This is a genomic window from Rubrobacter tropicus, assembly GCF_011492945.1.
In the GTDB taxonomy this organism is placed as follows: Bacteria; Actinomycetota; Rubrobacteria; order Rubrobacterales; family Rubrobacteraceae; genus Rubrobacter_D; species Rubrobacter_D tropicus.
The window spans coordinates 2,634,499-2,660,965 of the sequence record NZ_CP045119.1 but is presented as its reverse complement, the minus strand read 5'-3'; the positions used below and the strand labels follow the sequence as shown (position 1 = coordinate 2,660,965).

The window sequence follows — 26,467 nt, the reverse complement described above, 5'->3', positions numbered from 1 at the left end:
CGACGATGGGGGAGAGGGTGGACGAGAACGCGGTTGGGGCGTACTGGCGGGAATATCTGGAGACGCTGCCGCCCGGCTCGCCCGTGCGGGAGGAGCGGTACGAGGCCGAACCGTTCGGGGACGGGCCGGAGTTGGCCGACGAGCTGGGGGCCCTGATCCTGGCCGGCAAGAAGACCGCCACGTGTTCGGCGCTCTGGGAGTGGGAGGCCGAGGGCGAGACGCCCGTCCGACCCGGCGAAAAGTCCGTGGTGCTCGACGGCGGGGGCAACCCTCTCTGCATCATAGAGACGACGGAAGTCGCGATCCGTCGCTTCGACGAGGTCGATGGGCGGTTCGCCCGCGAAGAAGGAGAAGGCGACCTCTCGTTGGAGTACTGGCGCGGGGCGCACCGGCGCTTCTTTGGTCGAACGCTCCCGACGATTGGACGCACGTTCGCCGAAGACATGCCGCTCGTGTGCGAGCGGTTTCGCGTTATCTACAAGTAGAGTCGACGCTATCGATCGGAGGAGAGATGGATTTCCCGGAAGGTTTCCTGTGGGGCACGGCGACCGCCTCGTACCAGATAGAGGGCGCCGTACACGAGGACGGCCGCGGCACCTCCATCTGGGACACGTTCTCCCACACGCCGGGCAAGACATACCACGGCGACACGGGCGATATAGCCTGCGACCACTACCACCGCCTGGAACAGGACCTCGACCTCATGGCCGACCTCGGACTACGGGCCTACCGCTTCTCCGTGGCCTGGCCCCGTATCCAGCCGGACGGGGTTGGCGCGGCCAACCAGAAGGGCCTGGACTTCTACCGGCGGTTGGTCGACGGGTTGAGGCGGAGGGACATCGAGCCGATGCTTACGCTCTATCACTGGGATTTGCCGCAGGCTCTGGAGGACCGGGGCGGCTGGACGAGCCGGGAGACGAGCGAGCGGTTCGCCGAATACACCGGGATCGTCTACGAGGCGCTCTCCGACACTGTCTCGTACTGGATCACCCTGAACGAGCCCTGGGTCGCCGCGTGGCTCGGCTACGGCCTCGGGCTCCACGCCCCGGGCAAGAAAGACGTGGGCGACGCCCTCTCCGCGACGCACCACCTGCTCCTCGGCCACGGCCTCGCGCTGGAGAGGATGCGCGAGATGGGAAACCCCGGCGACGACAACCGCCTCGGCGTTACCCTCAGCCTCTCTCCCGTGCGGCCAGCGACCGAAGATCCCGCGGACGTCGAGGCCGCGCGCAGGGTCGACCTGAACGCGAACCGCCTGTACCTGGACCCCCTGTTCCGCGGCTCCTACCCGGAGGACGCCGAAGACTACCGCGAGGCGGGCGGCTTCGGTTTCGTGCGGGATGGGGACCTGGAGAAGATCTCGGCCCCCGTTGACTTTCTGGGCGTCAACTACTACATGCGCCACACCGTCGTCGACCCCGGCACGAAGACCGACCTCCAGCCGGCGATGAACTTCCGCGACCTGAACGCCGTAACCGTCATCCCGGCGGGGGTCGAGACCACCGCGATGGGCTGGCCGGCCGAGGCAGACGGCCTGACCGACCTCCTCGTCCGGCTGCACGAGGAGTACACGCAAATCCCCCTCTACGTCACGGAGAACGGCCGCGCCGTCCACGATTACGTGGACCCGGGGGGGGAGGTGAAGGACGAGGAGCGCGTCTCCTACCTCGACGCCCACTTCCGGGCCGCGCGCGAGGCGATGGATCTTGGCGTGGACCTGCGGGGATACATGGTCTGGTCTTTTTTGGACAACTTCGAGTGGGGCGAGGGGTACTCGATGCGTTTCGGCCTCGTCTTCGTGGATTACGGTACCCAGAAGCGCATTCCGAAGGCGAGCGCCCGCTGGTACTCGGGGGTCATCCGGCGTAACGGGCTGGGGGATCCGTCCCGTTGAGACTGCTCCTCGTACGGCACGGGGAGACCGAGGGCAACGTGAGCCGGAGGCTCCAGGGGGCCGAGGACCCGCTCACGGAACGCGGGCGGCGGCAGGCGCGGGAGCTCGCGGCTCACCTCTCGGACAGAAGCGACGTCTCGGCGCTGTACGCGAGCCCGTACCGGCGGGCCTTCGACACGGCGCGGGCCATCGGCGACGCTCTAGGCTTCCAGCCCGAGCCGCGCCCCGCGCTCGCGGAGTTGGACGTCGGCCGGGCCGCCGGGTACCGCTTCGAGGCCTGGGTCGAGGAGTTCCCGGAGGAGGCGGAGCGGTTCAGGCAAGAGGGCGTCGACTACGCCTGGCCCGGCGGGGAGAGCGGGCGGGACCTGTCGGCGCGCGCCGAGAGGGAGATGGACCGCATCTTGAGATCTCACAGGCATAAGTCGGGTGCCGTCTTGCTCGTGTCGCACGGGGGGACGCTCGCCTGGATCATCGCGCACCTCCTCAAGGAGCCAGATGGGGAGTGGCCCCACGACTACACCAGGCTCGATAACTGCTCCATCACGGAGGCCGCAATAGCCCCGAACGGGGACGGACCCACGAAGTTCCTCTACACCAACGAAGTCGGACACCTCTCGGCAGACCCCGACGAGGAGGCCGCGACGGGCGGAGATCCCGTAGAGTAAGAAAGCCCAAACGATCGATATCTAGGAGAGTACTTTGAACTACCGCAACCTTGGAGAGACGGGAATGCGCGTGTCCGAGATCAGCCTCGGCACCTGGGCCTTCGGCGGCGACTGGGGCTCCGTCAGCGAAGACGACGCCTACGCGGCCCTGAACCGCGCTGTTGACCTCGGCGTCAATTTCCTCGACACCGCCGACGTCTACGGCGACGGCCGCAGCGAGAGGCTGATCGGGAGGCTGCTCAAGGACCGGACGAACGATGAGATCTTCGTCGCCACCAAAGCCGGCCGACGCCTCGACCCCCACACCGCAGAGGGGTACAACGCCGAGAACCTCACGGCTTTCGTCGAGCGTAGCCTGAACAACCTCGGGGTCGAAGCGCTCGACCTGCTCCAGCTCCACTGCCCGCCGACGGAGGCGTACCGCCAGGACGAGACTTTTGGGGCTCTGGATGAGTTGCAAGAGGCCGGCAAGATCAAAAACCACGGCGTGAGCGTGGAGAAGGTCGAAGAGGCCAGGATGGCGCTGGAGTACCCCAGCGTAAAGACCGTCCAGATCATATTCAACGTCTTCCGCCAGAAGCCGGCCGAGGAGTTCTTACCGTTGGCCGAAGAGCGCGACGTCGGCATCCTCGCCCGCGTCCCTCTCGCCAGCGGCCTGCTCTCGGGCAAGATGAGCGCCGACCGCCGGTTCGACGAGGGCGACCACAGAAATTTCAACCGCAACGGGGAGGCCTTCGACAAGGGCGAGACCTTCTCCGGCGTCGACTTCGAGACGGGGTTGCGGGCTGCGGAGGAACTCAAGGAGTTGGTTCCCGATGGCGCCACGCTGGCGCAGTTCGCTCTGCGTTGGATCTTGATGCACCCGGCGGTCTCGTGCGCCATCCCGGGCGGCAAGAACCCCTCGCAGGTCGAGGACAACGTCGCCGCGGCGGAGATGGCGCCGCTCTCCGACGAGGTGATGAAACGCGCGCGCGAGATCTACGACGCCTCGGTCAGGCCCCAGGTCCACCACCTCTGGTAGCGAGAAGGCATTGAGTTGTTGAGGTATTGAGGGGGGCGACTCCGAAACCCGGCCCGCGCCGCGCCCCTAAGAACCTAAGAACCTGACAACCTATAGCGATTCGCAGAAAGACCGGGCCGGTGGATAGGTTCTGCTAGCGGGTTGCGTAAGGACTGAACCCTGGTGTTGGTAAGGTTTTTAGGTTTTGAGGCATAGAGGTCTTGAGGGGTGCGCCACGAGGCCGCGGGCAGGCCCCGACCCTCCACCCCTCGGAACCCGAAAGCCAAAAACCCGTAAGCCTATTCCCAACGGGCTCGATGATTCTGCAAACCGCTGTGAGGCTTTCGGGTTTTCGTGCGTGCTTCGCGGGGTCGGGCGCCGGCTTCCCGCCCCTCAAAACCTCAGAACCTCGCCGGCATCGAGGACCAGTCGTTCTGCAAGCCGCCGCGAAAGTCTCAAAGCTTCAGACCCTCCCGATCCGAGTAGCCTCTAACACATAAGTTCCCCCCAGGCTGGATGAGAATGGGCCAACCTCTCGCAGTCGAACGGAAGGGAACTCGCTTGTCTATGGCGCGCAGGAGTAGGACGTTGGCCCGGGGCGGCATGAACCGCAGGGAGTTCTTGAGGCTCGGTGGCGCGGGCCTGGCCGGAACGGCCCTGCTCGGGAGCGGGGCGCTGGCCGGGTGCGGCGGGTCGTCCGGGGGCGGGGGACTCACGGTCGCCTCGTGGGACATAGCGAGCGACGCCTTGAGGAACACGATCCCGCTCTTCAAGAAGAAGCGACCCGGCACGGACGTGTCCATGCAGTCGATCACCATCGACTACCAGCAGCTCGTCCCGCGCCTGCAGGCCGGCAGCGGGGCGCCCGACGTCTTCTCCCTGGCCCAGCAGGACTTCCAGAACTTCCTGATGCGTTTCCCCGGCGAGTTCGTCGACGTTACCGACAGGATGGAGAAGTACGCCAGCCAGTTCGCCGAGGCCCCCCTCTCCCACGCCCGCAAGGACGGCAAGTACTTCGGCGTGCCGTGGGACATGGGCCCGGTCGGCCTCTGGTACCGCAAGGACCTCTTCGAGAGGGCCGGCATCGTGCCTGAAGACGTGTCTACCTACGACGGCTTTATCCAGGCCGGCAAGGAACTGGAGCAGAAGGTCGGCGGGGGGACGAAGATGACGGCGTTCGACGCGTCCGGCGGCGGCACGAACCCTTCCCACTACCACATCCTGCTCAACCAGCAGGGCGGATCTTTCTACGGTTCGGGCGGCAAGATCGACTTCACCAACGAGAAGAGCTACGCGGCGATGGACCTCCTCGACCGCTTCGTGAACGAGGACATCGTCATAGACACCCCGACCTACGACGAGAGCAGCCGCGCCATCTCCAACGGCGACACCGCCACCTCGATGGGCGCCGCCTGGGACGTGGGCACCATAAAGAACGCGGGCGGCAAGGACCAGAAAGAGAAATGGGACGTGATGCCGCTTCCGGCTTTCATGCGGGGCGGGCCGCGCGAGGCGACCCTGAGCGGTTCGGTCCTCGTCATCTCCTCCCAGACCCAGAACGAGGACGCGGCGTGGGACTTCATAGAGCAGGCGCTGCTCACGAAGGAGGGCCAGGCCGAGTCCTGGGCGCAGGGCCTGTTCCCCTCGTGGGAGCCGTACTGGGAGACCGAAGCCTTCAACGAGGCCGACTCGTACTTCGGCTTCCCCATCGCCCCGAAGTTCGCCGACATCGCCCGTAACGTACCAGCGCTCGACTACGGCCCGCACTTCCTCGACTTCCAGAAGCCGCTCATGGACGCCTACGCGGCTGTCCTGACGGGGGACACGGCGCCGCAGGAAGCCATGGCCCAGGCCGAGGAACGGGCGGCCTCCGCGTCCGGCCTCGGCATCGCCTAGAGAGGCGTAGCGGCTTGGCGGGAGAGCGCAAGAGGGGGCCGCGAGGCGGGTGGTCTACCCTGGCCCCCTACCTGTTCATAGTGCCGTTTTTTCTGCTCTTCGCGGGGTTTATCCTGTACCCGATCCTGTACTCTGCGGCCCTGAGTTTCGGTCAGTTCAGCGGGGGGAGCATCTCGTTCGTCGGGCTGGAGAACTACAGGAGGCTGCTCTCCGACGGGCTGTTCCTGAAGTCGCTGTTGAACACGGGGCTCATATTGGTGGTTCAGGTGCCGCTCATGATCGGGCTCGCCACGGTAATCGCCTCCGTCATCGACTCGGACCTACTCGGGAAGAGGAGGAAGGCGGCTTTCAGGCTCGCGTTCTTTTTGCCCGTGGCGATAGACCTCGTTACCTACTCCGTTGTCTTCTCCCTGATCTTCTCGGAGACCTACGGCGTCGTGAACCAGGCGCTCGGATTGGTAGGGTTCGACGGAATAGCGTGGCGCTCCGACCCCGTGTGGGCGCGGGTGCTCATAATCCTCGCGGTGACTTGGCGGTGGACTGGGTACAACGCCGTGATCCTGCTCTCGGGCCTGCAGAACATCCCGAAGGATCTGTACGACGCCGCCAGCGTCGACGGGGCGGGCAGCGTCACGCGGTTCCTGCGAATAACCGTCCCCCTTCTTCGGCCCGTGATCCTGTTCTGCACGGTCCTCGGGACCATAGGCACCCTCCAGCTCTTCACGGAGCCGTACATCCTCACCGGCGGCGGCCCGAACAACGCGACGCTCACGAGCTTCTTCTACATCTACGACACCGGCTTCGCCCGCTTCGACTTCGGGCTGGCCGCCGCGGGGACGTACGTTCTGTCCGCCATAGTGGCGGTGATGGCCTACGCCCAGATCCGGCTCGCCCGGTGGGGGGAGGTCTAGGGTGAAGGACGAGAAGCGCGCGATGAGCCAGCCGATGCGACTAATCATGTACATTTTCCTGGGCGTCGGTGCGCTCGTGACGCTCTACCCTTTTTACTGGACGCTCACGGCGGCCACTCTGACGGAGTCCGAGATCTTCAAGTCCCCGCCCCGCCTCTTTCCCGGTGGCAACTTCGCCGACAACCTGGAGGCCCTCTCCCGGTCCGTTCCGTTCATGCGGGCGCTCCTGAACAGCATCTTCGTCTCGACCGTTACGACCGTGACGACGGTTCTCCTCTCGGCGCTTGCCGGGTACGCGTTCGCCAAGTTCGCCTTCAGGGGGCGCAAGGTCCTGTTCGCCGTGGTGCTCGGCACGCTGATGTTGCCGACGGAGATCATGATAGTCCCCCTCTTCATTATCATGCTGCAACTGGGGTGGGTGGACAGCTACGCGGCCCTCATAGTCCCGTACCTCGTCACCGGCTTCGGCGTCTTTCTGATGCGCCAGCAGATGATGGGCTTCCCGAACGACCTGATCGACGCCGCCCGCATCGACGGCAACGGCGAGCTGGGGGTGTTTTTCCGGGTAGTGTTGCCCAACATGAAGGCCGCGTGCGCGGCCCTGGGCATCGTCACGTTCATGAGCCAGTGGGGGAACTTTTTGTGGCCGCTCGTGGTCATAAGCACGCCCGAGAAGTTTACGTACCCGTTGATGCTGTCGAGCCTGGTACGCCAGGGCGGGGCCGTCGAGTACGGCCCGATCATGGTGGCCGCCGTGATAGGACTCGTACCGCTGGTCCTCCTGTTCTTTTTCTTCCAGAAGTACATAGTCTCCGGCGTCTTCGGCGGCTCCCTGAAGGAGTAGATCTTCGACAGTCCCTGTTTTCGAACCGCCACACCGACGGACGCCGGATCATCCAGCCATCTCGGCCTACGTTCGCGCGCTACCCGAAGGCGAGGTACCGGCCTACCCCCTCGACACCGCTCCGTCGGCACCGACCCGCGTTTGCGCCCACGGCATGCAGAAGAACCAAGAGACCGGGCCCTTGAGGAAGCCGGCCGGTTTCGGAACTGTCTTAGCGGGGAAGAGACCGCAAAAGCCAAGCGAACCGGAGGAACCCGCATGACGAAGCTCACTACGGCCGCATGGGTCGCCCACGAGTTGGGCCTGGCCGCCTCCTTCGGGGGACAACTCTTTGGCAGGGCCGCCCTGAATCCCAACCTCGACGCCATAAGCTCCGAGGCCGAGCGTGGCAAGGTACTCAACAAGACCTGGAACCGTTTCAACGTCGTCAACGCCGTTTCGGTCGGCACGGCCGCCGCCACCTGGTTCGTCGGCAGGGCCGGTATCTCGGGCGAGGCGATCGACGAGGAGGCCCGCGGCCTCGTGCTCACCAAGGACGCGCTGTTCGTGGCCTCGATCCTCACCGGTCTCGCCAGCATGGTCAGCGGGCTGAGGCTCTCGCGCCTGGCGCCCGACGGGGCCGTGCCCATCGCGACCGGGAGCGAGCCCTCGGCCCAGACGCCCGAGGAGGCCGCCTCCCTGCTGCGCACGGTCAACACCCTGGGTACCGTAACCCTCGGGCTCCTCGGCTCGATTATCGCGGTGTCGACGATCCTCTCCATGAAGGCCGGCGAGTCCACGAAATGGAGCGCTATTTCCCGCATCCTGCCGTAACGTTCCGAAACTAGCAACCAGGGGGGCGCCCGCGCACGAGCGGCGCCCCCCTTGGTTTGCGCGCCGGAAGTTTGCCCGCCTCCCCGCGGTGGTACACGGTTCTCATGGAACCGGATAGCAGGAGCGGGCCGCGCGCCGACCCCGGCGCTCTCCCGAACGTGGCCCTGGCCGACCTCGAAGGCGAGTGGCGCGTGGAACGCGTGGACGGCCTCCTACCGCCTATGGCCGGTGTTCGGAAGCGCATCGGGGGCAAGGAGGGTACGACCCGCGTGGGACCCTTGCCCGGCTGGCCCTTTTGCGTCCAGAGGCGTGAGGAGGGGTTCGCGCTGGTCTACCGGCCGCCTTTCTCGTCGCTCGTCGACGAGGTGCGGGCCGAGCCTGGGGGTTCCTGGATCGGGCGCACCGTGCTCGCCGGGCGCGCGCTCGGCCGGTTTCGGATGCGCCGGACGGAACACCGCAAGTAGATCCGAAAACCGAAGGGAGAGAGCATGTCCGACACCCAGGGGCTTCGCAGGAAGCTCGTCGAATACGTGGAGTACGTCCGCGCTCTGGAGCAGAACGTCCTGCTCCAGTTGGATTCCCTGATCCTGAACACCCGCGACCCGGAGCTTGCCGGGATCTTCCGCCAGCACAAAGAGGAGACCAGGGACCAGCAGCGTCGCCTGCGCGAGCGCCGGACGGCCCTCGGTCGCGGGCTGGGACTCTCGTCCGCGCGCAAGGACCTCGCGGCCATCGCCGCGGCCCAGGTCAAGGGCGTGGGCGACGTCCTGCGCCCGGACAAGGGCGTGCAGAACGCCCGCGACGCGTTCGTCACCGAGCACGCGGAGATAGCCGCCTACGAACTGCTCGGCCGCCTGGCCGAGCGGGCCGGTGACCGGGAGACCGCCGAGGTCGCCCGCGTGAACCGCGCCGAGGAGGAGGCGATGGCGGCCCGCATCGCCGAGAACTGGGACAGGTTCCTGGACCTCGACCTCCGGGAGCAGGGCCTCGGAAGCCGGGCATGAAGCGCCCCCGCGGTCGGGGGCGAACCCGCGCGGCCGGGCTGCCGGCGCCCGGAGCGCCGCGGGAGGGAGCGTGAGCCCCAAACCCGTCGTGGCGCGCGACCTGGGCGTCGCGAAGATGCCGCCGGGCGGAACTCTAGGCGAACACCGCCACCGGCAGGCCGAGGTCTACCTGGTGCTCTCGGGCAGCGGGTGCGTCCGGGTGGACGGCGAGGAGGCGCCTATCGAAGCGGGCTCCGCCGTCTTTATACCGGGCGACGCCGCGCATTCGTGCGAGAACACCGGCGCATCGGAGTTGCGGGTCGCCTACGTCCTGGCCGCGGACTCCTTCGAGGACGTCGATTACGTCTTCGAGGACTGACCCGGCGCCGGCTGCTATATTGCCCGGACGCCCAGCGTCCGCTTCGCAGGAGGGGAGAGCATCCGTGAGCACCGTGCCGCGTCCCGAGTACCCGCGCCCGCAGTTTCGACGTAAGGACTGGACGAACCTGAACGGCGAGTGGCGCTTCGCCTTCGACGACGAAGACCGGGGACGCCGCGAAGGCTGGCAGAACGTCTTCGGCGGCTCCCTGCGCGACGGATCCTCGGCCTTCGACCGGACGATAACCGTACCTTTCTGCTACCAGTCCAGACTCTCCGGTATCGGCGAGACTTCCTTTCACGACGTGGTCTGGTACGCGCGGACGTTCGACTACGCCGTCTCAAACGACGAGCGCCTGCTGCTCCACTTCGGCGCCGTGGATTACAGGGCCGAGGTCTGGGTCAACGGGGTGCACGTCGCCTCGCACGAGGGCGGCCACACGCCCTTCTCGGCCGACGTGACGCACGCGCTCGGCGGCCCGGAGAACGTGCTCGTCGTGCGGGCCGAGGACCCAAGCCGGGACGTCACGATACCGAGGGGCAAGCAGTACTGGCGGGAAGAGTCCGAGGGTATCTTCTACACTCGGACCACCGGCATCTGGCAGTCCGTCTGGCTCGAACCCGTAAACCGCACCAGGATAAACCGCCTCCGCCTGACCCCGAACGTCGACGCAGCCTGCGTGGACGTCGAGGTCGAGATCGAAAGCGCCGAACCCGGCACGTCCCTGCGCGTCGTCGTCGAGTTAGACGGGGAGACGGTGCTCGACGACGCTTTCGCGGTCCGGTCGGCGCTCCTCGAACGCCGCCTCCCGCTCGTGCGCCGCGGCGAGGCCCCGGACGAATCCCGCCTCTCCGCCTGGACCGGCCTCGCCCTCTGGAGCCCGGAAGAGCCGAACCTCTACGATCTGCGCCTCGAACTCCTGGACGGAGCTGGCAAGATCCTGGACGCCGCCCACAGCTACTTCGGGATGAGAAAAGTGGAAACCAGAGACGGCAAGGTCTTCCTGAACGGCAACCCTTACTACCAGCGGCTCGTCCTGGATCAGGGCTACTTCCCCGAGGGGGTCCTCACCGCCCCCACGGACGACGACCTGCGCCGGGACATCGAGCTCGCCAGGGAGATGGGCTTCAACGGCGCCCGCAAACACCAGAAGGTCGAGGACCCGCGCTGGCTCTTCTGGGCCGACACTCTGGGCTTCCTGGTCTGGGGCGAGATGGCGAACGCCTACCAGTACAGCCCCGAGTACGTCGGGCGCATGACGGCCGAGTGGCAGGAGGCCGTCATGCGCGACTACAACCACCCTTCCATCGTCGCCTGGGTTCCCATGAACGAGAGCTGGGGCGTCCCCAACCTCGAGTCCGACCCGGCGCAGGTCGAGCACCTCCTGGCCCTCTACCACCTTACGCGCTCCCTGGACGGGACCCGCCCCGTCGTCTCCAACGACGGGTGGGAACACGCCGTGACCGACCTCTGCGCCATCCACGACTACCGCGACGCAAAGGCGCTGGCCAAGGCCTACTCGACACCGGAATCGGCCGTCGCGGCGGAGCCCGCGAACCGGTCCATCTACGTCCCCGGTCACGGCTACGGGGGAGAGCCGATTCTCGTCACGGAGTTCGGGGGATCGCCTTCGCCGGGGAAGAGGGGGGTGGGGCTACAGCACCGTCGCCGACGCCGAGGAGTTCCTGACCCGGTACGAGGCCATGATCGAAGCCCTCCTCGCCTGCGAGCCCGTCCAGGGCTTCTGCTACACGCAACTCACCGACGTCGAGCAGGAGGTAAACGGCCTCCTCACCTACGACCGGAAACCCAAAGCCGACCTCGGCCGCGTACACGACGTCACGGCGCGAGAGAGACCAAGAGCGTAACGCAACGCCCGAGGCCGTAGGGACGAGTTCCAAACCCGCCCGATGACCGTCCCTGACGGCGTCACCGTGGATCAGGCCGGCAAACCCCAGGGGCTGTTGACCGGTCTTGTGTCCGCTGCTACGATGCCCGGCAGGGAAAGCGAACGTTCGCTCGAAAGGGGAAAGGGCATGGGCGAGGGGTTCGGGAACGGCGTCGGCCGTCGCGTGCGGCGCGTAAGCCGGAGGCGGTTCCTGTACGGGGCGGGGGCGGCCCTTGGCGGGCTCGCTCTGTCGTCGTGTTCGGGGGCTCCGCTGGGTGGATCTGGCCGGATCGTCCACTTCTGGAACCTCTTCGGCGGGGGTGACGGCGCGCGGTTGACCGACATGCAGAGCAACTTCGTCGATTCCAACCCTGGCATAGAGCTAGAGTCGACCACCCTTACGTGGGGCGCCCCGTACTACACCAAGCTCTCGATGTCCACGGTCGGCGGGCGTCCCCCCGAGGTCGCCGTCATGCACCAGACCAGGCTCGGGGCGTACGCGCCCGCGGGGTTGCTGGAGGCGCTGGATCCCGACATGCTCGCGGAGTACGACATCGGGCCGGACAAGTTCCTGCCCGAGGTATTGGAGAGCGCCAAGTTCGAGGGTGAGATCTTCACGGTCCCCCTCGATACGCACCCCCAGGTCATGTTCTACAACACCGACATCGCCAAAAAAGCCGGGCTCCTGGACCCAAACGGGGAGCTCAAGCCAATAGAGGGTCCCGACGCCGTCATAGAGGCGTTCAAGAAGGCCAAGGAGGTCACCAAGGAGCAGGGCGTCTCGTTCGCCCCCGCGGACGCGGCCGTGCCTTGGCGCATCTTCTACACGCTCTACGGGCAGCTCGGCGGCGAGGTCCTCTCGCCGGATGCGAAAGAGGTGATCCTCGACCAGGAGAAGGCCGAGACCGCCGTCGAGTACATGGTCGAGCTCACGGTGGGGGAGGAGCTAACGTCGGCCAACCAGGACTATCCCGCCGCGGTCGCACAGTTCCAGAGCGGCAACGCGGGGTTCCACTGGAACGGGGAGTGGGAGGTGACGACCTTCGAGGACGCGGGGATGCCGTTCAGCATCGTCCCGTTTCCTAACATCTTCGGCAACAGGGTCCAGGCCGACAGGCACACCTTCGTCATCCCGAAGGGCGTCGCGAAGGACCGGCGAAGGATGGACGCGGCGCTCACGTTCGTCTCCTCGATGATGAAGAACAGCTTTATCTGGGCGCAGGGCGGGCACATCCCGGCCTACAGGCCCATCCTGGAGAGCCAGAGGTACAAGGACCTGACGCCGCAGTCCAACTACGCGGGGGTGGCCGACAACGTGGTGCTCGACCCGAACGCGTGGTTCAGCGGGTCGGGGTCGGACATGGAGACGCAGGCTGCCATCCCGCTGCAGCAGGCGATGGCCGGGGGGATCAAACCGAAAGAGGCGGTAGACACGATGCGGGCCTCGATGCAGGAGCTCGTGGACACGCCATCACCGCTTTAGGTACCACGGAAGAGCTGGAAGGGGAGGTCTAGCATATGGCGGCACGGGCGGAGACCGCGGGGGTGGCGCAGAGCAAGAAAGAGGGTTCGCGGGGACGGACCGACCTCGCGGGATACCTTTTCGTAGCGCCCTTCTTGCTGGCGTACGCGGCGTTCCTGATCTTCCCGGTCCTGCTGGGCTTGAGGATGAGCTTCTTCAACGCGAGCCTCGTAGGGACGGACTCGCAATTCCTGGGTCTCGCCAACTACCGGGAGCTATTGGGCGACTCGGACTTCTGGGGTTCGTTGTGGCACACGGTCCTCTTCACCCTGCTGAGTACGCCGCCGCTGGTGATACTGGCCCTCGTCTTCGCGCTGCTCGCCAACCGGGCCATCCCCGCGCGGTGGTTCTTCAGGCTCTCGTTCTTCGCGCCTTGGGTCTTGCCCTCTTCCGTCGTGGCGCTCATCTGGGTGTGGCTCTACCAGCCGGGGTTCGGGCTCATAAACAGTTACCTCGTGATGCTGGGGTTGCCCGAGGTGGCCTGGCTGCCTGACGAGAGCGTGGCGATGTTCTCGGTGGTCATAGCCACCGTATGGTGGACGCTCGGGTTCAACTTTATTCTCTACCTCGCGGGATTGCAGGAGATACCGCAGGACGTCTACGACGCCGCGGCCACCGACGGGGCCGGGCCTTTCGCCCAGGTTCGTTGGATCACTATCCCGCTGTTGACGCGGACTACCCTCCTGGTGCTCACGCTCCAGATCTTCGCCTCCCTGAACGTGTTCGACCAGATCTACATAATGAACACCTCGGGCGGCCTCAACTACACGGCGACCCGCCCGATCATCCAGTATATCTACGAGCAGGGCTTCACCTCCTACCGGGTGGGCTTCGCCTCCGCCATGTCCTACGTCTTCTTCATGCTCGTCCTCGTCGTGGGGCTCGCGCAGTTCGCGGTAAGCAGCCGTAGAAGGAGGGACGCCTGATGGCCCTCGATACCCCGAGCGCCCCGGAGCGCTCCGAAGCCACGGGCAAACCCCTCCAGGACAGGGTGATGGGCTGGATCGCCTTCGCCGTGCTGACCCTCGCCGCGATAGTGTGGCTCATACCCCTCCTCTGGGCCCTGGACACCGCCCTGAAGACGGAGGCCGATACCACCACCGTCCCCGTGACCTGGATACCGCCGTCGGGCTTCACGCTGGAATCCTTCTGGCAGATACTGTCCGCGGGCAACATGCTGCGCTGGTACTTCAACAGCTTCCTCACGTCGTCCATCATCACCCTGCTCGTAGTGCTGCTGGGCAGCCTGGCGGCCTTCGGGTTCTCGCGGGTGGCGTTTCGGGGGCGGCGTTTGCTGTTCCTCGTCATCATCGCGGGGCTCATCATCCCGCCGCAGATCCTCATAGTTCCGCTCTTCGCGGAGATGGACGCTTTGGGCTTCGTCGACACGTACTGGGGAATAATCCTGCCCCAGATAGCGGCGCCGCTCTCGGTCTTCATCTTCAAGCAGTTCTTCGACGGGATACCGCACGAGCTCGAGGACGCCGCGAGGGTGGACGGGGCCAGCCGGTTCAGGATCTACTGGCAGATCTGGATGCCCCTGGCGAGGCCCGCCATCGCGGCGGTCGCCATCTTTACGTTCGTGATCTCCTGGAACAACTTCCTCTGGCCCTTCATCATAGTGACGAACACGGACATGATGACGATACCGGTCGGCATCGCCACGGTGCAGAGCTCTTACGGCGTCCGCTACGCCGACATCATGGCCTCGGCCGTGCTCGCCGGCCTGCCGCTCATAATCGTGTTCCTTTTCTTCCAGCGCCAGATCGTCCAGGGCGTCGCCGGTACGGGCCTTAAGGGTTGATCCCGCAGGAGTCGCCATGATCCGCGCATCCCTGCGGGACGTCGCCTCGAAGGCGGGCGTGAGCTTCCAGACCGCCGGCAAGGTGCTCAACGGCAAGGGCTCGGTCTCGGAGGCCACGAGGCAGCGCATCCTGCTCGCCGCCCGCGACCTGAACTACGTCCCGAACGCCGTCGCCAGGGGCCTCGTCACCAGGAAGACCTTTACCATAGGCATCGTCGCCAGCGACCTGGGCGACGCCGAGCTCGCCCGCTTCGTGGTCGGCGCCGAGCGCGAGGCCAGGCGCCGGGGCCACGGCGTCCTCATCGGCAACGTGAACCGCGAGGGCACGGACGCCGAACGCTACTTGGGGATGCTCCTGGAGCGCCGGGTCGACGGCATCCTGACCGCGGCCCCGCAGATGGAGCACGACGAGCGCGTGGGCGAGCTCCTGCGCGGCCCGACGCCGGCCGTAAGCATCCACCGCATCCCGGGACGCGGCATCTCGCTCGTGGGCTCCGACCACCGCCGCACCGGCCGCCTCGCAACCGAACACCTCCTCCGCCTCGGCCACCGCCGCATCGCGACAGTGACGGGCTCCGAGAACCGCCAGGTCACGGCCCACAGGCTCGAGGGCTACAAGAAAGCCCTCGACGACGCCGAAGTCCCGTTCGATCCCGCGCTGGTCGAGAGCGGGAACTGGGACGCGGACGGGGCCTACGAGGCCACGCTGCGGCTGCTCGACCGGGCGCCAGACGCTTCCGCCTTCTTCGCCCAGAACGACGTCATGGCGCTCGGCGTCCTGAGCGCCTTGCGCGAGAAGGGGCTCGCGGTTCCCGACGACCGCGCCGTGGTCGGGTGCGACGACATCCCGCTAGCCGCGCACGCGGCGCCCCCGCTAACCACGGTCCACGTGCCTTTCTACGAGACCGGGAAGACCGCCGTGCGCCTGCTGCTGGATACCATCGCGGGGGAAGTGAAAGAGCCCGAGCGCGTGCTGCTGCCGGTGAGGCTCGTCGTGCGCGAGTCGTGCGGCGGCAACAAGGTCGTGAACGAGATGCCTTTCGGAAAGGAATAGAAATTGGCGAAGATCAAGATAGATCCCGAGCGCAAGGTGGGCGAACTCGACCGGAGGGTCTTCGGCGGCTTTATCGAGCACCTGGGCCGCTGCATCTACGGCGGCGTCTTCGACGAGGGATCGCCCCTTAGCGATGAGCGGGGCTTCCGCCGGGACGTGCTGGAGGCCGCGAAGGGACTTCGTATGCCGATCCTGCGCTGGCCCGGCGGCAACTTCGTCTCCGGCTACCACTGGACGGACGGCATCGGCCCGCGCGAAGAGCGGCCCCGCAAGACCGAGCTCGCGTGGTTCAGCGAGGAGTCGAACCGCTTCGGCACGCACGAGTTCATCGAGTACTGCCGGACCCTCGACGTCGAGCCGTACATCTGCGTCAACATGGGCACGGGTACTATGGACGAGGCGCAAGGCTGGGTCGAGTACTGCAACGGGACGGGCGACACGTACTGGGCGAACCTCAGGCGCGCCAACGGGCAGGAGGAGCCTTTCAACGTCAAGTACTGGGGTCTTGGCAACGAGATGTACGGTGACTGGCAGATCGGGGCGCTCTCGGCCGAGGAGTACGTAAAGAAGGCCCGCGAGTTCGCCAAGGTGATGCGCTGGACGGACCCGTCCATAGAGCTCATCGGCTGCGGCCTGAGCGGCGTCACGGACTGGGACCGCGTGGTCGTCGAGGGCCTAGCGCCCTTCGTCGACTACCACAGCGTCCACATCTACACCGGCAGCGACGACCACTGGTCGAACGTGCTCGCCCCGCACGCCGCCGACCGGGCGCTCCGGACCGTGCGGTCGATGATAGAGCGCGCCCGTTACGAGCAGGGGATAGAGCACCCCATACACGTCGCCTACGACGAGTGGAACGTCTGGTTCCGGGCGCGCACCGCGGAGACGAAGCTGGAGGAGCGCTACAACCTCTCCGACGCCCTCGCCGTCGCCACCTACCTCAACGTCTTCGCGCGCCACTGCGAGACCGTCAAGATCGCCAACCTCGCGCAGATGGTAAACGTCATAGCCCCGATCTTCACAAACAAAGAAGACCTCTTCCTCCAGACCATCTACCACCCCCTCAAGCTCTGCGCCGAGCACATGCAGGAGGTGGTCCTCGACGCCCACGTCGTCTGCGAAAAACACGACCTGACCGTAGAAGAGTCGACCTGGCCGCACCGCGTGGCCGACATGGGGCCCTTCGACGTCCTCGACGTCTCAGCGACTTGCGACGGGTCGGGCCGGGATCTCACCCTAGTCGTGGTCAACCGCGACCCGGACAACTCGGTCCAGACCACCGTCCAGCTCACCGACGCGGCCTTCGACGGGACCGTCACCGTCCACGAGGTCACGGGAGACGACCCGACCGCCACCAACGACTTCGGCAAGGAGCGGGTAGACGCAAGCGAGCGGACCGTGGACGCTGGCGGGGCCGACTTCGAGCACACCTTTCCCGCGTGTTCGGTCACGGTCCTGCGCGCCGGCCTCCGCGGCTGAAGACGTGCTCGATTCGACGCGGCGCCCGGTCGTGGTCGACACGTCGAAGAGCCCGCACGCCAGGCTCAGGCCGCTGCCCCTGACCGACGTCCGGCTCTCGGACGGGTTTTGGGGGCCGCGGCGGCGCGCCAACCGCGAGGAGACGCTGCCCTCTCAGTACCGTCACCTCGAAGAGACCGGCCGCCTGGACAACTTCCGTAAAGCCTCGGGCAAGATGGAGGGCAGGTTCGAGGGCATCTACTTCAACGACTCCGACGTGTACAAGTGGCTTGAGGCCGCCGCGTGGTCGCTCGCCACTGATCCAGATCCGGAACTAACGAAGATGGTGGACGCCGCCATCACGGAGATCGAGGACGCCCAGGAGCCCGACGGCTACCTGAACACGTACTTTACCTTCGAGCGCGCCGACAAACGCTGGACAAACTTCGACCTGCACGAGATGTACTGCGCCGGGCACCTCTTCCAGGCCGCCGTCGCCCACTTCCAGGCAACGGGCTCTACGCGCCTCCTGGGCGTCGCCACCCGCTTCGCCGACCACATTTGCGACACCTTCGGCCCCGAGGAGGAAGGCAAGCGTCGGGCCGTTGACGGGCACGAGGAGGTCGAGATGGCCCTCGTCGAGCTTTTCAGGGTGACGGGGGACCGGCGCTACCTCGAACAGGCTGAATTCTTCGTGGACGCGCGCGGCCGTGGCCTACTCGGCAGGCCCTACGGGCTGCACGACCCGTCATACAGCCAGGACCACAGTCCCCTTCGCGAACAGGACGAGGTCGTCGGCCACGCCGTGCGCGCCCTCTACCTGTATTCCGGGGCGACGGACGTCTACGCCGAGACGGGAGAACCGGAGCTTCTCAAAGCCCTCCGTCGTCTGTGGAACAACATGACCACGCGCAGGATGTACGTTAGCGGCGGCCTCGGGTCCCGTCATGAGGGCGAGGCTTTCGGGGAAGATTTCGAGCTTCCCAACGGGCGGGCCTACACGGAGACCTGCGCCGCGATAGGCAGCGTCATGTGGAACTGGCGGATGCTGGTGCTGGAGGGGGACGCCCGCTACGCGGATCTGATCGAGCACACCCTCTACAACGCCGTCCTGCCGGGCTTCTCCCTCGACGGCGGCCACTACTTCTACGAGAACCCCTTAGAAGACGAAGGCACGCACCGCCGCCAGCCCTGGTTCGGGTGCGCGTGTTGCCCGCCGAACGTGGCCCGTATGCTCGCCTCGATCCCGGGCTACTTCTACAGCGCTTCCGACGACGCCGTCTGGGTCCACCTCTACGCGGAGGGAAGCGCGGAGGTCAGGCTGAACGGAGGCCGTGCCTTCCGCCTGGGCCAGCGCACGAACTACCCGTGGGAAGGGGACGTGGAGATCCAGCTAGACGGCGAGGGCGAGTTCGCCGTTATGCTCCGCGTTCCCTCCTGGTGCGAGGGTGGTGCCTCCATCGAGGTGAACGGGGAGCCGTTCCCAGAGCAGGCTTCGCCCGGCGCTTACGCCGAGGTCAGGCGCGTCTGGCGGCCCGGCGACGCCGTGCGGCTGCGCCTTCCGATGCCGGTGCGTCGGGTGGAGGCCCACCCTTACGCGGCGGAGAACGTCGGCCGCGTCGCGTTGATGCGGGGCCCGATCCTCTTCTGCGTCGAGGGAGCGGACAACCCCGGCCTCGACCCGCGCGACCTCGTGCTGCCCAACGAAGTTCGACTCTCGGAGGATTTTCAGCCTGAACAGCTGGGCGGCGTGGTCGTGTTGGCGGGGGAGGCCGAAGTATCTCCCCCAGGCGAAGGTTGGGACGGGCGTCTCTACCGCACGGCGACGCGGCAGGGCGAGAAGCCGATCGGAACCACGCGGCTAAGGGCGGTCCCGTACCTTGCCTGGGCCAACCGCGAGCCGGGTCCCATGCGCGTCTGGATCAGGTCGCGCTGATCCCGTAGTGACCTAAAGCGGATTGCGGTGGCCTTGAGCCACCGCAATCCGCGCGGTCAGCCGTCAGCCCGCTGCGGCTTCGCCTCCGCTATCAGCCATCAGCTCTATTGTTCTTGGCCGAAAGCTGATGCCTCATAGCGGCGTTCGTGAGTATTGATCCCCTACCGGGAGGCCGCACGTCCGGCAATCCCTTGTTGATGCCCGAAGCCTGATACCTGTAGCCCCGCCGGCGGAGGATCGATCCTTCCGCAAGCCGCTGTCAGAACCTCGATGCCTCAAAACCTTACGAACATCGAGGTTCATTCCCTACGCAAGCCGCTATCGCGTTGGAAGGCGCACTACTCGTGCCGGATCCCCGCGCTACGCGACGCGGTGGGGATCCAGCGCCCGCTCGTCGAAGCGAAGGCCGGTACCAGGTGACTCGGTAGGTCTGACGCGGCCGTTGGTGACCTTCTGCGGTTCTTCCAGGTAGGGGTCTAGCGCAAAGGCGTGCTTCTCCAGGTAGATGGGCTCTTTGGAGGCGCAGAGGAGGTGGGCGCTCAGCTCGTCGGTGTAGTGGCTGCTGGTCTTCAGGCCTGCCTCGTCGGCCGTCTTCAGCGCCGCCAGCGAGGCGGTGATGCCGCCGTTGGTTACGGGATCTATCTGGAGCACGTGCAGGGCTTTCTCCTCCACGTAACGCCGGAACTCGTGCGGCGAGTGCAGGCTCTCCCCGACCGCTATGGGCGTCGCCATCTCGCGCGCGAGCCGCGAGTGGCCCGCCACGTCCTCGGGTATCGTCGGCTCCTCGTACCAGTAGAGCCCGAACTCCTCCATCCGCCGCCCGCGCTCCAGGGCCTCCTCCGCGCCCCAGGCCATGTTGGCGTCGATCATCAAATCCACGCCGTCGCCGGCCAGCTCTCGGACCGCCCCGACCCGTTTTTCGTCTTCTTTCGGGTCCTCCCGACCGACCTTCACCTTCACGCCAGGAAAGCCCCGTTCCAGGAAGCCTTCCGTCTGTTTCAGTAGTTCGTCCAGCGGCTTCGGCAGGTCGACGCCCGAGCCGTAGGCCGGGATCTCGCGCGCCCCCGCGCCGAGCAGCGCGTACAGGGGTCGTCCCTCACGAACGCCGCGCAGGTCCCACAGCGCGATGTCCGCCGCGGCGATGGCGAACGAGGCGAGGCCGCCACGTCCCACGTAGAGCAGTCGTTGCCACATGAGGTCCCACAGGCCTTCGATGTCCTCCGCGTCCCTTCCTTCCAGCAGGGGGACTATGTCGTGGTCGAGGAGGGCCTTGACGGCGCGACCGCCGCGGCCGATGGTGTAGGAGTAGCCGTGGCCCACGAGGCCTTCCGAGTGGAGCTTGACGGTGATCAACTCCTCCGAGTCGATCGCCCCGTGCCCCGCGTCCCCGAAGGGCTCGAGCGGCAGCCGGTAGTAGGCGGTCTCTATGCGATCTATCTTCATCGAAGCCTCCCTCGTGCGTGTCTCGTCATCGCTCTTCCCCGGCTTTCAGACGCCCGACCAATTGCTCCGCCGCCCGGCAGCAGAGCGCCCACATGGTGAGCGTCGGGTTGACGCCCGGGCAGGTCGGGAAGACGGCCCCGCCGAAGACGTAGAGGCCAGGCGTGTCGTGGACGCGCAGGTCGGGGTTCACCACGGACGATGCGGGGTCCTCGCCCGTCCTCGCCCCGCCGAGGTCGTGGCTGCTGCAGACGCCCCGAAAGCGCGGGCCGCGCCAGGTCTTCTCCGCGCCCATTTCGCGCAGTATCTCCTCGGCCTTGCCTTCCATGAACTCGGCCAAGCGCCGCTCGTTCTCGCGCAGGTCGCAGGTGATACGGACCACGGGCAGCCCGCGCCCGCTCCTGTCGCGGTGGCGGGGGTCCAGGTCCAGGAAGTCCGTCTCGTAGGAGAGAGACTCGGGCTGAATCCGGATCGGGCAGACGTGCTGCCACCTTCTGAGGTGGTCTTTGTATTCTTTTCCCCAGGCCCGCACGCCGGGCGGGAGTCCTTCGCGGGAGATCTGGATGGGCAACTGCTGGTTCTCGACGTTCGGCGTGGCCCCGCCCACGAAGCCGTGCGCCGGCGAATCGAAGTCCTCGGCTATAAAGTCGTCGAGGCCCCACATCTGGGCCGACGGCCCGGCGTGGCGGTTGAAAGCGGTGTCGGGGAAGTGCCCGTAGACGTCCGCCCACATCTTGGTCATGAAGTGCCTGCCTACCTGTCCCTCGTCGTTGCCGAGGCCGTGCTGGTGACGACCGTCGCCCGAGAGCAACAGCAGCCTCACGTTCTCGAAGGTGTAGCCGCACAGGATGACCGTGCGCGCCATCTGCACGCGCGCCTCCCCGCCCGCGTCCACGTACTCGACGCCGGTCGCGCGTCCGCCGCCGTCGGTCAGGACCTTCACGACCCGGCAGCCGGTCCTCAGGTCGAGGTTTCCGGTGGCCAGGGCCTCAGGGACCGAGGTCAGACCCGGGGTCCAGCGGTCGTCCCTGAAAGGCCCGAAACCGGCCATCCAACCCCCGTAGCCCGTCGCCTGATGCCCGTTGTACGGCACGCTGTTGACGGCGACCGGCGTGGGATAAGGGTGGAGTCCCATCGCCTCGGCCGCCTCGCGGAAGGCCTCGCTCGTGCGGGAGCCTCGCAGCGGCGGCATGGGGTAGGGATCGTCGCGCGGGACGAAGGGGTTTGCGCCGGCGTCGCCGGAGACCCCGACGTGGTGTTCGATCGCCGCGTAGTACGGTTCCAGGTCCTCGTAGGTGACGGGCCAGTCGGCGAGGGTGTGACCCTCCGGCAGCGCCCCCTCGCCGAAGCGCTCGCGCACGTGCGTGAGGTACCTGAAGTGGTGCGGGTGGCAGCGCCGAAGCGCGCCGCCCCAGTGGACGACGGAGCCGCCGACGCCGTTCATCATGCGCCCCAGCGAGAAGGTCGCCTCGCGCGTGGGTTCGCCCTCGTTGCGCCGCCAGCGGGGCGTCTCGTCCAGGAACTTCCGGCCCATGTCGCCCCGGCAGTAGAAGGCCGAGGTTAGCTCGTCGGGCACGTAGTCGCCCGTCCGGCGCCAGGGGCCGGCCTCCAGCCCGACCACGCGCAGGCCGGCGCGGGCGAGTATTGGGGCGACGAGGGCGCCGACCGCGCCGACCCCGACCAGCACGACGTCGGCGGGGCCGGAGGGAGGTTCGGCTCCGCGTTGCGGGTCGTGGCCCGGGATCTCCCCGGCCGCCCCCTCGTCCGGGTTCAGGTCTTCGAGGGCCTGTATGCCGTTCCTGGTCGCAGGCTCGTCGGAGAAGCTCGCCTCGACGGGGTTCTCGAAGTTTATTCCGGGATGGTCCAGGAACCTCCAGCCCAGCTTGTCGCGGTTGCCGCCGTGGATGGGGTCCGCGAAGAGGCCTTCCTGCAGGTGCGCCCGCGCCAGCGCGAAGAACGAGCGCCCGTCAGGGACCGCAAAGCCGGTCAGCTCGCCCCTTTCGAGGGCGGAGATCAGGGCATCCTGCTGATCGATCTTGCAGCCTGCGAAGGTTTCTCCGTACCTCTCCACGGAAGCCCCATCCAAGGCCGCGAGGCCGCGGCGGTAGGTCTCGGCCTCTTCCCGGTACGCGCCCGCCAGCGCCCGATCCAGATAAGCGAGCACCCCGATCCCACCCGCCCCCGGCCCGTTCTCGTCGTTTGGAAACAGGCGCTCGAAGAGCGCCGCCGCCGTCCGTGACTCGCGCCGGTTCAACGCCAACAACGCCGGTTCTCCTCCCCTACGCCACCAGGCTCAAACAAACAGCCCTCGCGCGATCAGCATAGTCCGAACCCGGTCCTCGCGCCCATCAACCCCCAGAGGACCGAGAGCCCCACACCTCCGGCCGGGGAGCTGGACGCGATCTCCGCCGTCGTCGGCGGGACGTTGCTGACGGGCGGGGCTGGGACTTTGAGCGGGACCCTGGCCAGGGTTTTGCTGCTGGGGATCTAGGGACCCTCGGCTCCTACATCCAGCAACTCGTAAGCGGCGTCTTCCTGATCGCCGTCGTCCTCGTCCAGGCTTACCTGACACGTAAACAGAGGTCATAATGGAATCAGCCTGTGCGGGACGGAGACCTTAGCTAGACTGCCGGAAGAGCCGAAAGCATAGGAGCCGGGGAGGGCTTTTGCAGGAGCAGACAGGCGTCCAGAAGGAGCGAGAGGCCAAGGACGACGGCCGCTACATAATCTTCTACACGTTCGAGGAGGAAGAGATGCCGGAGGAGCGCGACGCGGACGGGGAGAAATGAACCAGCTCCGCTGGGACCCGACGCTCCGCGAGTGGGTGGCCTACGCGACGCACCGCCAGGACCGAACCTTCCTCCCGCCTGCCGAATACTGCCCCCTGGACCCCACGAAGCCGGGCGGCTTCCCGACCGAGGTCCCCCGCGAGTCCTACGACATCGTCGTCTTCGAGAACAAGTTCCCGTCTTTCTCCCCGAACGCCGCGGAGGCCGGCGGGGTCGGCGATCCGCAGATGACCGTCGCCCCGGGGCGGGGGGTCTGCGAGGTCGTCCTCTACTCCCAGGACCACGACTCCACCCTGGCTGGTATGCCCGAGGGACGCATCCGCAACCTCGTCCACGTGTGGGCCGACCGCTACGAGGAGCTCGGCGCCCTGGACTTTGTCGAGTACGTGTTCATCTTCGAGAACAAAGGCGAGGCAATCGGGGTGACGCTTCACCACCCGCACGGCCAGATCTACGCCTACCCATTCGTCCCGCCCCGCCCCAAGAAAGAGCTTGAGGCGGCCCGCGACTACAGGGCCGAAAACGGAGGCTCCTGCCTCCACTGCGACCTCCTCGCCGGGGAACTCGACGACGGGCGCCGCGTCGTCGTCGAGGGCGAACACTTCGCCGCCTTCGTCCCGTACCACGCCCACTTCCCCTACGAAGCGCACGTCTACGCCCGCCGTTGCGCCCCGTCCATAGCCGACCTCGAAGCCCCGGAGCGCCGCGACCTCGCCCGCGTCCTGAAGCGGCTTTTAGTCGGCTACGACAAACTCTTCGGCTTCTCCCTGCCTTACATGATGGTGATGCACCAGGCCCCAACCGACGGCGGGGACCACGCCGGCGTCGCCCACTTCCACGTGGAGTTTTACCCCCCGAACCGGACCGCGGACAAGCTGAAGTACCTCGCCGGCAGCGAGACGGGCGCCGGCGCCTACATAGTGGATGCCCTCCCCGAAGAGACGGCGGGTAAGCTTCGGGAGGCCGTCGGGGCGGCGCGTTGAAGCTCCTCGTTACGGGCGGGGCCGGGTACGTGGGTAGCGTCGTCGCCTCCCAACTCGTGGAGGCCGGGCACGAGACGGTCGTCCTGGACGACCTCTCGAAGGGCCACGCGAACGCCGTTCCGGAGGGGGCTTTGCTCGTCGAAGGCTCCCTGCTAGATGAGGGTTTCTTGCGCGAGACGCTCTCGGGCGGCTTCGACGGGGTCCTCCACTTCGCGGCGCTCTCTCTCGTGGCCGAGTCCGTGGAGCAGCCCGAGCGCTACTACCGCAACAACGTCGTCGGCACCCTCAACCTTCTGGAGGCGATGGTGGAGACCGGCGTTCGGCGGCTCGTGTTCTCGTCCACGGCGGCCGTCTACGGTGAGCCCGAGGAGGTTCCGATTCCCGAGACGGCCCCGACGAGGCCGACCAACCCCTACGGGTCATCCAAGCTCGCGGTGGACGGGCTGATCCGGGACGTAGCGCGGGCGCGGGGACTCTGCGCGACGAGTTTGCGGTACTTCAACGTGGCCGGCGCCAGTGGGCGGTTCGGCGAGGACCACGAGCCCGAGACGCACCTGATTCCGATAGTCCTCCAGGCCGCCGCCGGGACGCGCGAGTCGGTCAAGATCTTTGGCACCGACTACCCGACCCGCGACGGCACGGCCGTCCGCGACTACATCCACATAGAGGACCTCGGACGAGCCCACCTGCTGGCGCTCGAAGCCTCGGAGCCGGGCGAGCACCGCGTCTACAACCTCGGCAACGGCTCGGGCTTCTCCGTGCTCCAGGTGATAGAGGTCGCCAGAAAGGTTGCGGGGGTAGACATCAGGGCCAAAGAGGCGCCGCGCAGGACGGGGGACCCGCCCGAGCTCGTTGCCTCCAGCGACAAGATAAAGACCGAGCTCGGCTGGAAACCCGAGAAACCTTCCCTCGAAGCCATGATCTCCGACGCCTGGGCCTGGATGCAAGACCACCCAGGCGGATACGAGTAGCTGGATGCGCGAGACCGAGCGCAGGGCATACGAAGCGTACGCCGAGAAGTTCGGCGGCGAGCCCGGGATCGTCGCCAGCGCGCCGGGTCGGGTCAACCTGATCGGGGAGCACACGGACTACAACGGCGGCTTCGTCCTCCCGTGCGCGATCGACCGCCGCATCGCCGTCGCCGCAGCCCAGGACGGCGAGGAACTCCTCTACTCCGCGGACTTCGACCGCGCCCTTCCCTTGCGCCGCGAGGACGACTCCTGGGCGAAGTACCCGCGCGGCGTGGCCTGGGCGCTGCGGGAGGCCGGCCACGAGGCGGGCGGCTTCCAGGCGGCTCTAGCCGGTGACGTGCCCCGCGCCTCGGGCCTCTCCTCCTCGGCGGCCATCGAGGCGGCCACGTCCCTCGCCATCGACCGACTCTTCGGGTTCGGCCTCGACAAGAAGTCCCTGGCCAGGATCTGCCAGAGGGCCGAGAACGAGTACGTCGGCGTGCAGAGCGGCATCATGGACCAGTACGCCTCCCTGCTCTGCGAGGCGGGCTCGGCGCTCCTGATCGACTGCCGCTCGCTCGAAGCCGAGACCGTCCCCCTCGACCTCGAAGGCGCGGGCCTCTCCTTGGTAGTCTGCGACACCCGCGTCGAGCGCGGCCTCGCCGACACCGGCTACAACGACCGCCGGGCTTCCTGCGAACGGGCCGCCAAGACCCTCGGCGTCGAGCAGCTTCGCGACGCCACGGAGGACGATCTTGACCGGCTCTCGGGCGAGGAGTTGCGGCGGGCCCGCCACATCGTCACGGAGAACGCGCGTGTGATCCGGGCCGTCCGGTCCCTGCGGGCCGGGGACTTCGAGGCGTTCGGTCACCTGATGTACGCCTCGCACCGGTCCATGCGCGACGATTACGAGATCTCAACCCCCGAGCTCGACGCCTTCGTCGAGGTCGCCAGGGACAACGGCGCCCCCGGCGCGCGGCTGACGGGCGCCGGCTTTGGGGGCTGCGCCATAGCCCTCATGCCCGCGGGCAACACCGAGACACTTGCCGAGGCCTGTCTGAAGTCGTTTGCCAGGCGCGGGTTCGAGAGACCGGAGTTCTACGAGTTCTCGCCCGCGGCCGGGGCCGAGGTGGTGAGCCCGGAGTAAGGGAAGGTCCTCGCCGTTCCTGGAACGCCTGCGCCGCGGAGGCGGCACACCCAACCTGCAAGGACACCCCGCAGGGTCGTTTATCTCCGCCAGGATCTCTGATCCCCCGTT

24 protein-coding genes are annotated in these 26,467 nt (G+C 66.9%); 22 read left to right on the top strand and 2 right to left on the bottom strand.

Annotated features, from left to right (window positions below):
- The first annotated feature begins 5 nt into the window (after positions 1–5).
- The 18 genes from GBA63_RS13305 to GBA63_RS13220 all read left to right on the top strand — a co-directional run bounded on the left by GBA63_RS13305 (position 6) and on the right by GBA63_RS13220 (position 19,047).
- Complete coding sequence (locus GBA63_RS13305) at positions 6–485, top strand: ASCH domain-containing protein (protein ID WP_166176795.1); 480 nt, start codon at positions 6–8, stop codon at positions 483–485.
- 26 nt (positions 486–511) lie between these two features.
- Positions 512–1,894, top strand: a complete 1,383-nt coding sequence (locus tag GBA63_RS13300; protein WP_166176793.1) for a GH1 family beta-glucosidase — start codon at positions 512–514, stop codon at positions 1,892–1,894.
- On the top strand, positions 1,891–2,559 hold the full coding sequence (locus GBA63_RS13295) for a histidine phosphatase family protein (RefSeq protein WP_166176791.1): 669 nt from the start codon (positions 1,891–1,893) through the stop codon (positions 2,557–2,559). Before GBA63_RS13300 ends, GBA63_RS13295 begins: the two co-directional genes overlap by 4 nt.
- Before the next feature lie 34 nt (positions 2,560–2,593).
- A complete protein-coding gene (locus tag GBA63_RS13290) occupies positions 2,594–3,580 on the top strand; it encodes an aldo/keto reductase (RefSeq protein ID WP_166176789.1) in 987 nt (328 codons plus the stop codon).
- Between the two features lie 546 nt (positions 3,581–4,126).
- The gene (locus GBA63_RS13285) at positions 4,127–5,455 is read left to right on the top strand and encodes an ABC transporter substrate-binding protein (protein ID WP_166176787.1); all 1,329 of its coding nucleotides are present in this window, start codon (positions 4,127–4,129) and stop codon (positions 5,453–5,455) included.
- 14 nt (positions 5,456–5,469) lie between these two features.
- On the top strand, positions 5,470–6,366 hold the full coding sequence (locus GBA63_RS13280) for a carbohydrate ABC transporter permease (RefSeq protein ID WP_166176785.1): 897 nt from the start codon (positions 5,470–5,472) through the stop codon (positions 6,364–6,366).
- A 1-nt stretch (position 6,367) separates the two neighbouring features.
- Positions 6,368–7,210, top strand: a complete 843-nt coding sequence (locus GBA63_RS13275; protein WP_207956773.1) for a carbohydrate ABC transporter permease — start codon at positions 6,368–6,370, stop codon at positions 7,208–7,210.
- 258 nt (positions 7,211–7,468) lie between these two features.
- Entirely contained in the window at positions 7,469–8,023 is a 555-nt protein-coding gene (locus GBA63_RS13270) for a hypothetical protein (protein WP_166176783.1), read from the top strand.
- 104 nt (positions 8,024–8,127) lie between these two features.
- On the top strand, positions 8,128–8,487 hold the full coding sequence (locus GBA63_RS13265) for a hypothetical protein (protein WP_166176781.1): 360 nt from the start codon (positions 8,128–8,130) through the stop codon (positions 8,485–8,487).
- A 24-nt stretch (positions 8,488–8,511) separates the two neighbouring features.
- Complete coding sequence (locus tag GBA63_RS13260) at positions 8,512–9,027, top strand: DUF892 family protein (RefSeq protein WP_166176780.1); 516 nt, start codon at positions 8,512–8,514, stop codon at positions 9,025–9,027.
- Positions 9,028–9,097: 70 nt separating this feature from the next.
- Positions 9,098–9,385 carry a cupin domain-containing protein gene (locus GBA63_RS13255; RefSeq protein WP_166176778.1) on the top strand — a complete coding sequence of 96 codons (288 nt, stop codon included), beginning with the start codon at positions 9,098–9,100 and terminating at the stop codon, positions 9,383–9,385.
- A 64-nt stretch (positions 9,386–9,449) separates the two neighbouring features.
- On the top strand, positions 9,450–11,273 hold the full coding sequence (locus tag GBA63_RS13250; RefSeq protein WP_207956772.1) for a glycoside hydrolase family 2 protein: 1,824 nt from the start codon (positions 9,450–9,452) through the stop codon (positions 11,271–11,273).
- A gap of 148 nt (positions 11,274–11,421) precedes the next feature.
- The gene (locus tag GBA63_RS13245; protein WP_166176776.1) at positions 11,422–12,756 is read left to right on the top strand and encodes an extracellular solute-binding protein; all 1,335 of its coding nucleotides are present in this window, start codon (positions 11,422–11,424) and stop codon (positions 12,754–12,756) included.
- 35 nt (positions 12,757–12,791) lie between these two features.
- On the top strand, positions 12,792–13,721 hold the full coding sequence (locus tag GBA63_RS13240; protein ID WP_166176773.1) for a carbohydrate ABC transporter permease: 930 nt from the start codon (positions 12,792–12,794) through the stop codon (positions 13,719–13,721).
- Positions 13,721–14,599 carry a carbohydrate ABC transporter permease gene (locus tag GBA63_RS13235; protein WP_166176771.1) on the top strand — a complete coding sequence of 293 codons (879 nt, stop codon included), beginning with the start codon at positions 13,721–13,723 and terminating at the stop codon, positions 14,597–14,599. Before GBA63_RS13240 ends, GBA63_RS13235 begins: the two co-directional genes overlap by 1 nt.
- Before the next feature lie 16 nt (positions 14,600–14,615).
- A complete protein-coding gene (locus GBA63_RS13230) occupies positions 14,616–15,653 on the top strand; it encodes a LacI family DNA-binding transcriptional regulator (RefSeq protein WP_166176769.1) in 1,038 nt (345 codons plus the stop codon).
- Positions 15,654–15,656: 3 nt separating this feature from the next.
- Entirely contained in the window at positions 15,657–17,132 is a 1,476-nt protein-coding gene (locus GBA63_RS13225) for an alpha-N-arabinofuranosidase (protein WP_166176767.1), read from the top strand.
- Positions 17,133–17,136: 4 nt separating this feature from the next.
- Positions 17,137–19,047, top strand: a complete 1,911-nt coding sequence (locus GBA63_RS13220; protein ID WP_166176765.1) for a glycoside hydrolase family 127 protein — start codon at positions 17,137–17,139, stop codon at positions 19,045–19,047.
- Positions 19,048–19,407: 360 nt separating this feature from the next.
- Here GBA63_RS13220 and GBA63_RS13215 read toward each other — a convergent pair whose 3' ends face one another.
- Positions 19,408–20,490 (bottom strand): mandelate racemase/muconate lactonizing enzyme family protein, encoded by a 1,083-nt coding sequence (locus tag GBA63_RS13215; protein ID WP_166176763.1) that lies wholly within the window; start codon positions 20,488–20,490, stop codon positions 19,408–19,410.
- A gap of 25 nt (positions 20,491–20,515) precedes the next feature.
- A complete protein-coding gene (locus GBA63_RS13210; protein WP_166176761.1) occupies positions 20,516–22,750 on the bottom strand; it encodes a GMC family oxidoreductase in 2,235 nt (744 codons plus the stop codon).
- A gap of 403 nt (positions 22,751–23,153) precedes the next feature.
- Between GBA63_RS13210 and GBA63_RS24025 the strand changes: the two genes are divergently transcribed.
- From GBA63_RS24025 to galK, 4 genes are read left to right on the top strand one after another with little or no spacing between them, the layout of a single operon-like run.
- Complete coding sequence (locus GBA63_RS24025; protein WP_266096271.1) at positions 23,154–23,276, top strand: hypothetical protein; 123 nt, start codon at positions 23,154–23,156, stop codon at positions 23,274–23,276.
- Positions 23,273–24,259 (top strand): galactose-1-phosphate uridylyltransferase, encoded by a 987-nt coding sequence (galT, locus tag GBA63_RS13205; protein WP_166176759.1) that lies wholly within the window; start codon positions 23,273–23,275, stop codon positions 24,257–24,259. Before GBA63_RS24025 ends, galT begins: the two co-directional genes overlap by 4 nt.
- Positions 24,256–25,230: a UDP-glucose 4-epimerase GalE gene (galE, locus tag GBA63_RS13200; protein WP_166176757.1), complete on the top strand. Its 975-nt coding sequence runs from the start codon at positions 24,256–24,258 to the stop codon at positions 25,228–25,230. Before galT ends, galE begins: the two co-directional genes overlap by 4 nt.
- A 4-nt stretch (positions 25,231–25,234) precedes the next feature.
- Positions 25,235–26,356, top strand: a complete 1,122-nt coding sequence (gene galK, locus GBA63_RS13195) for a galactokinase (protein WP_166176755.1) — start codon at positions 25,235–25,237, stop codon at positions 26,354–26,356.
- Positions 26,357–26,467: the final 111 nt, after the last annotated feature.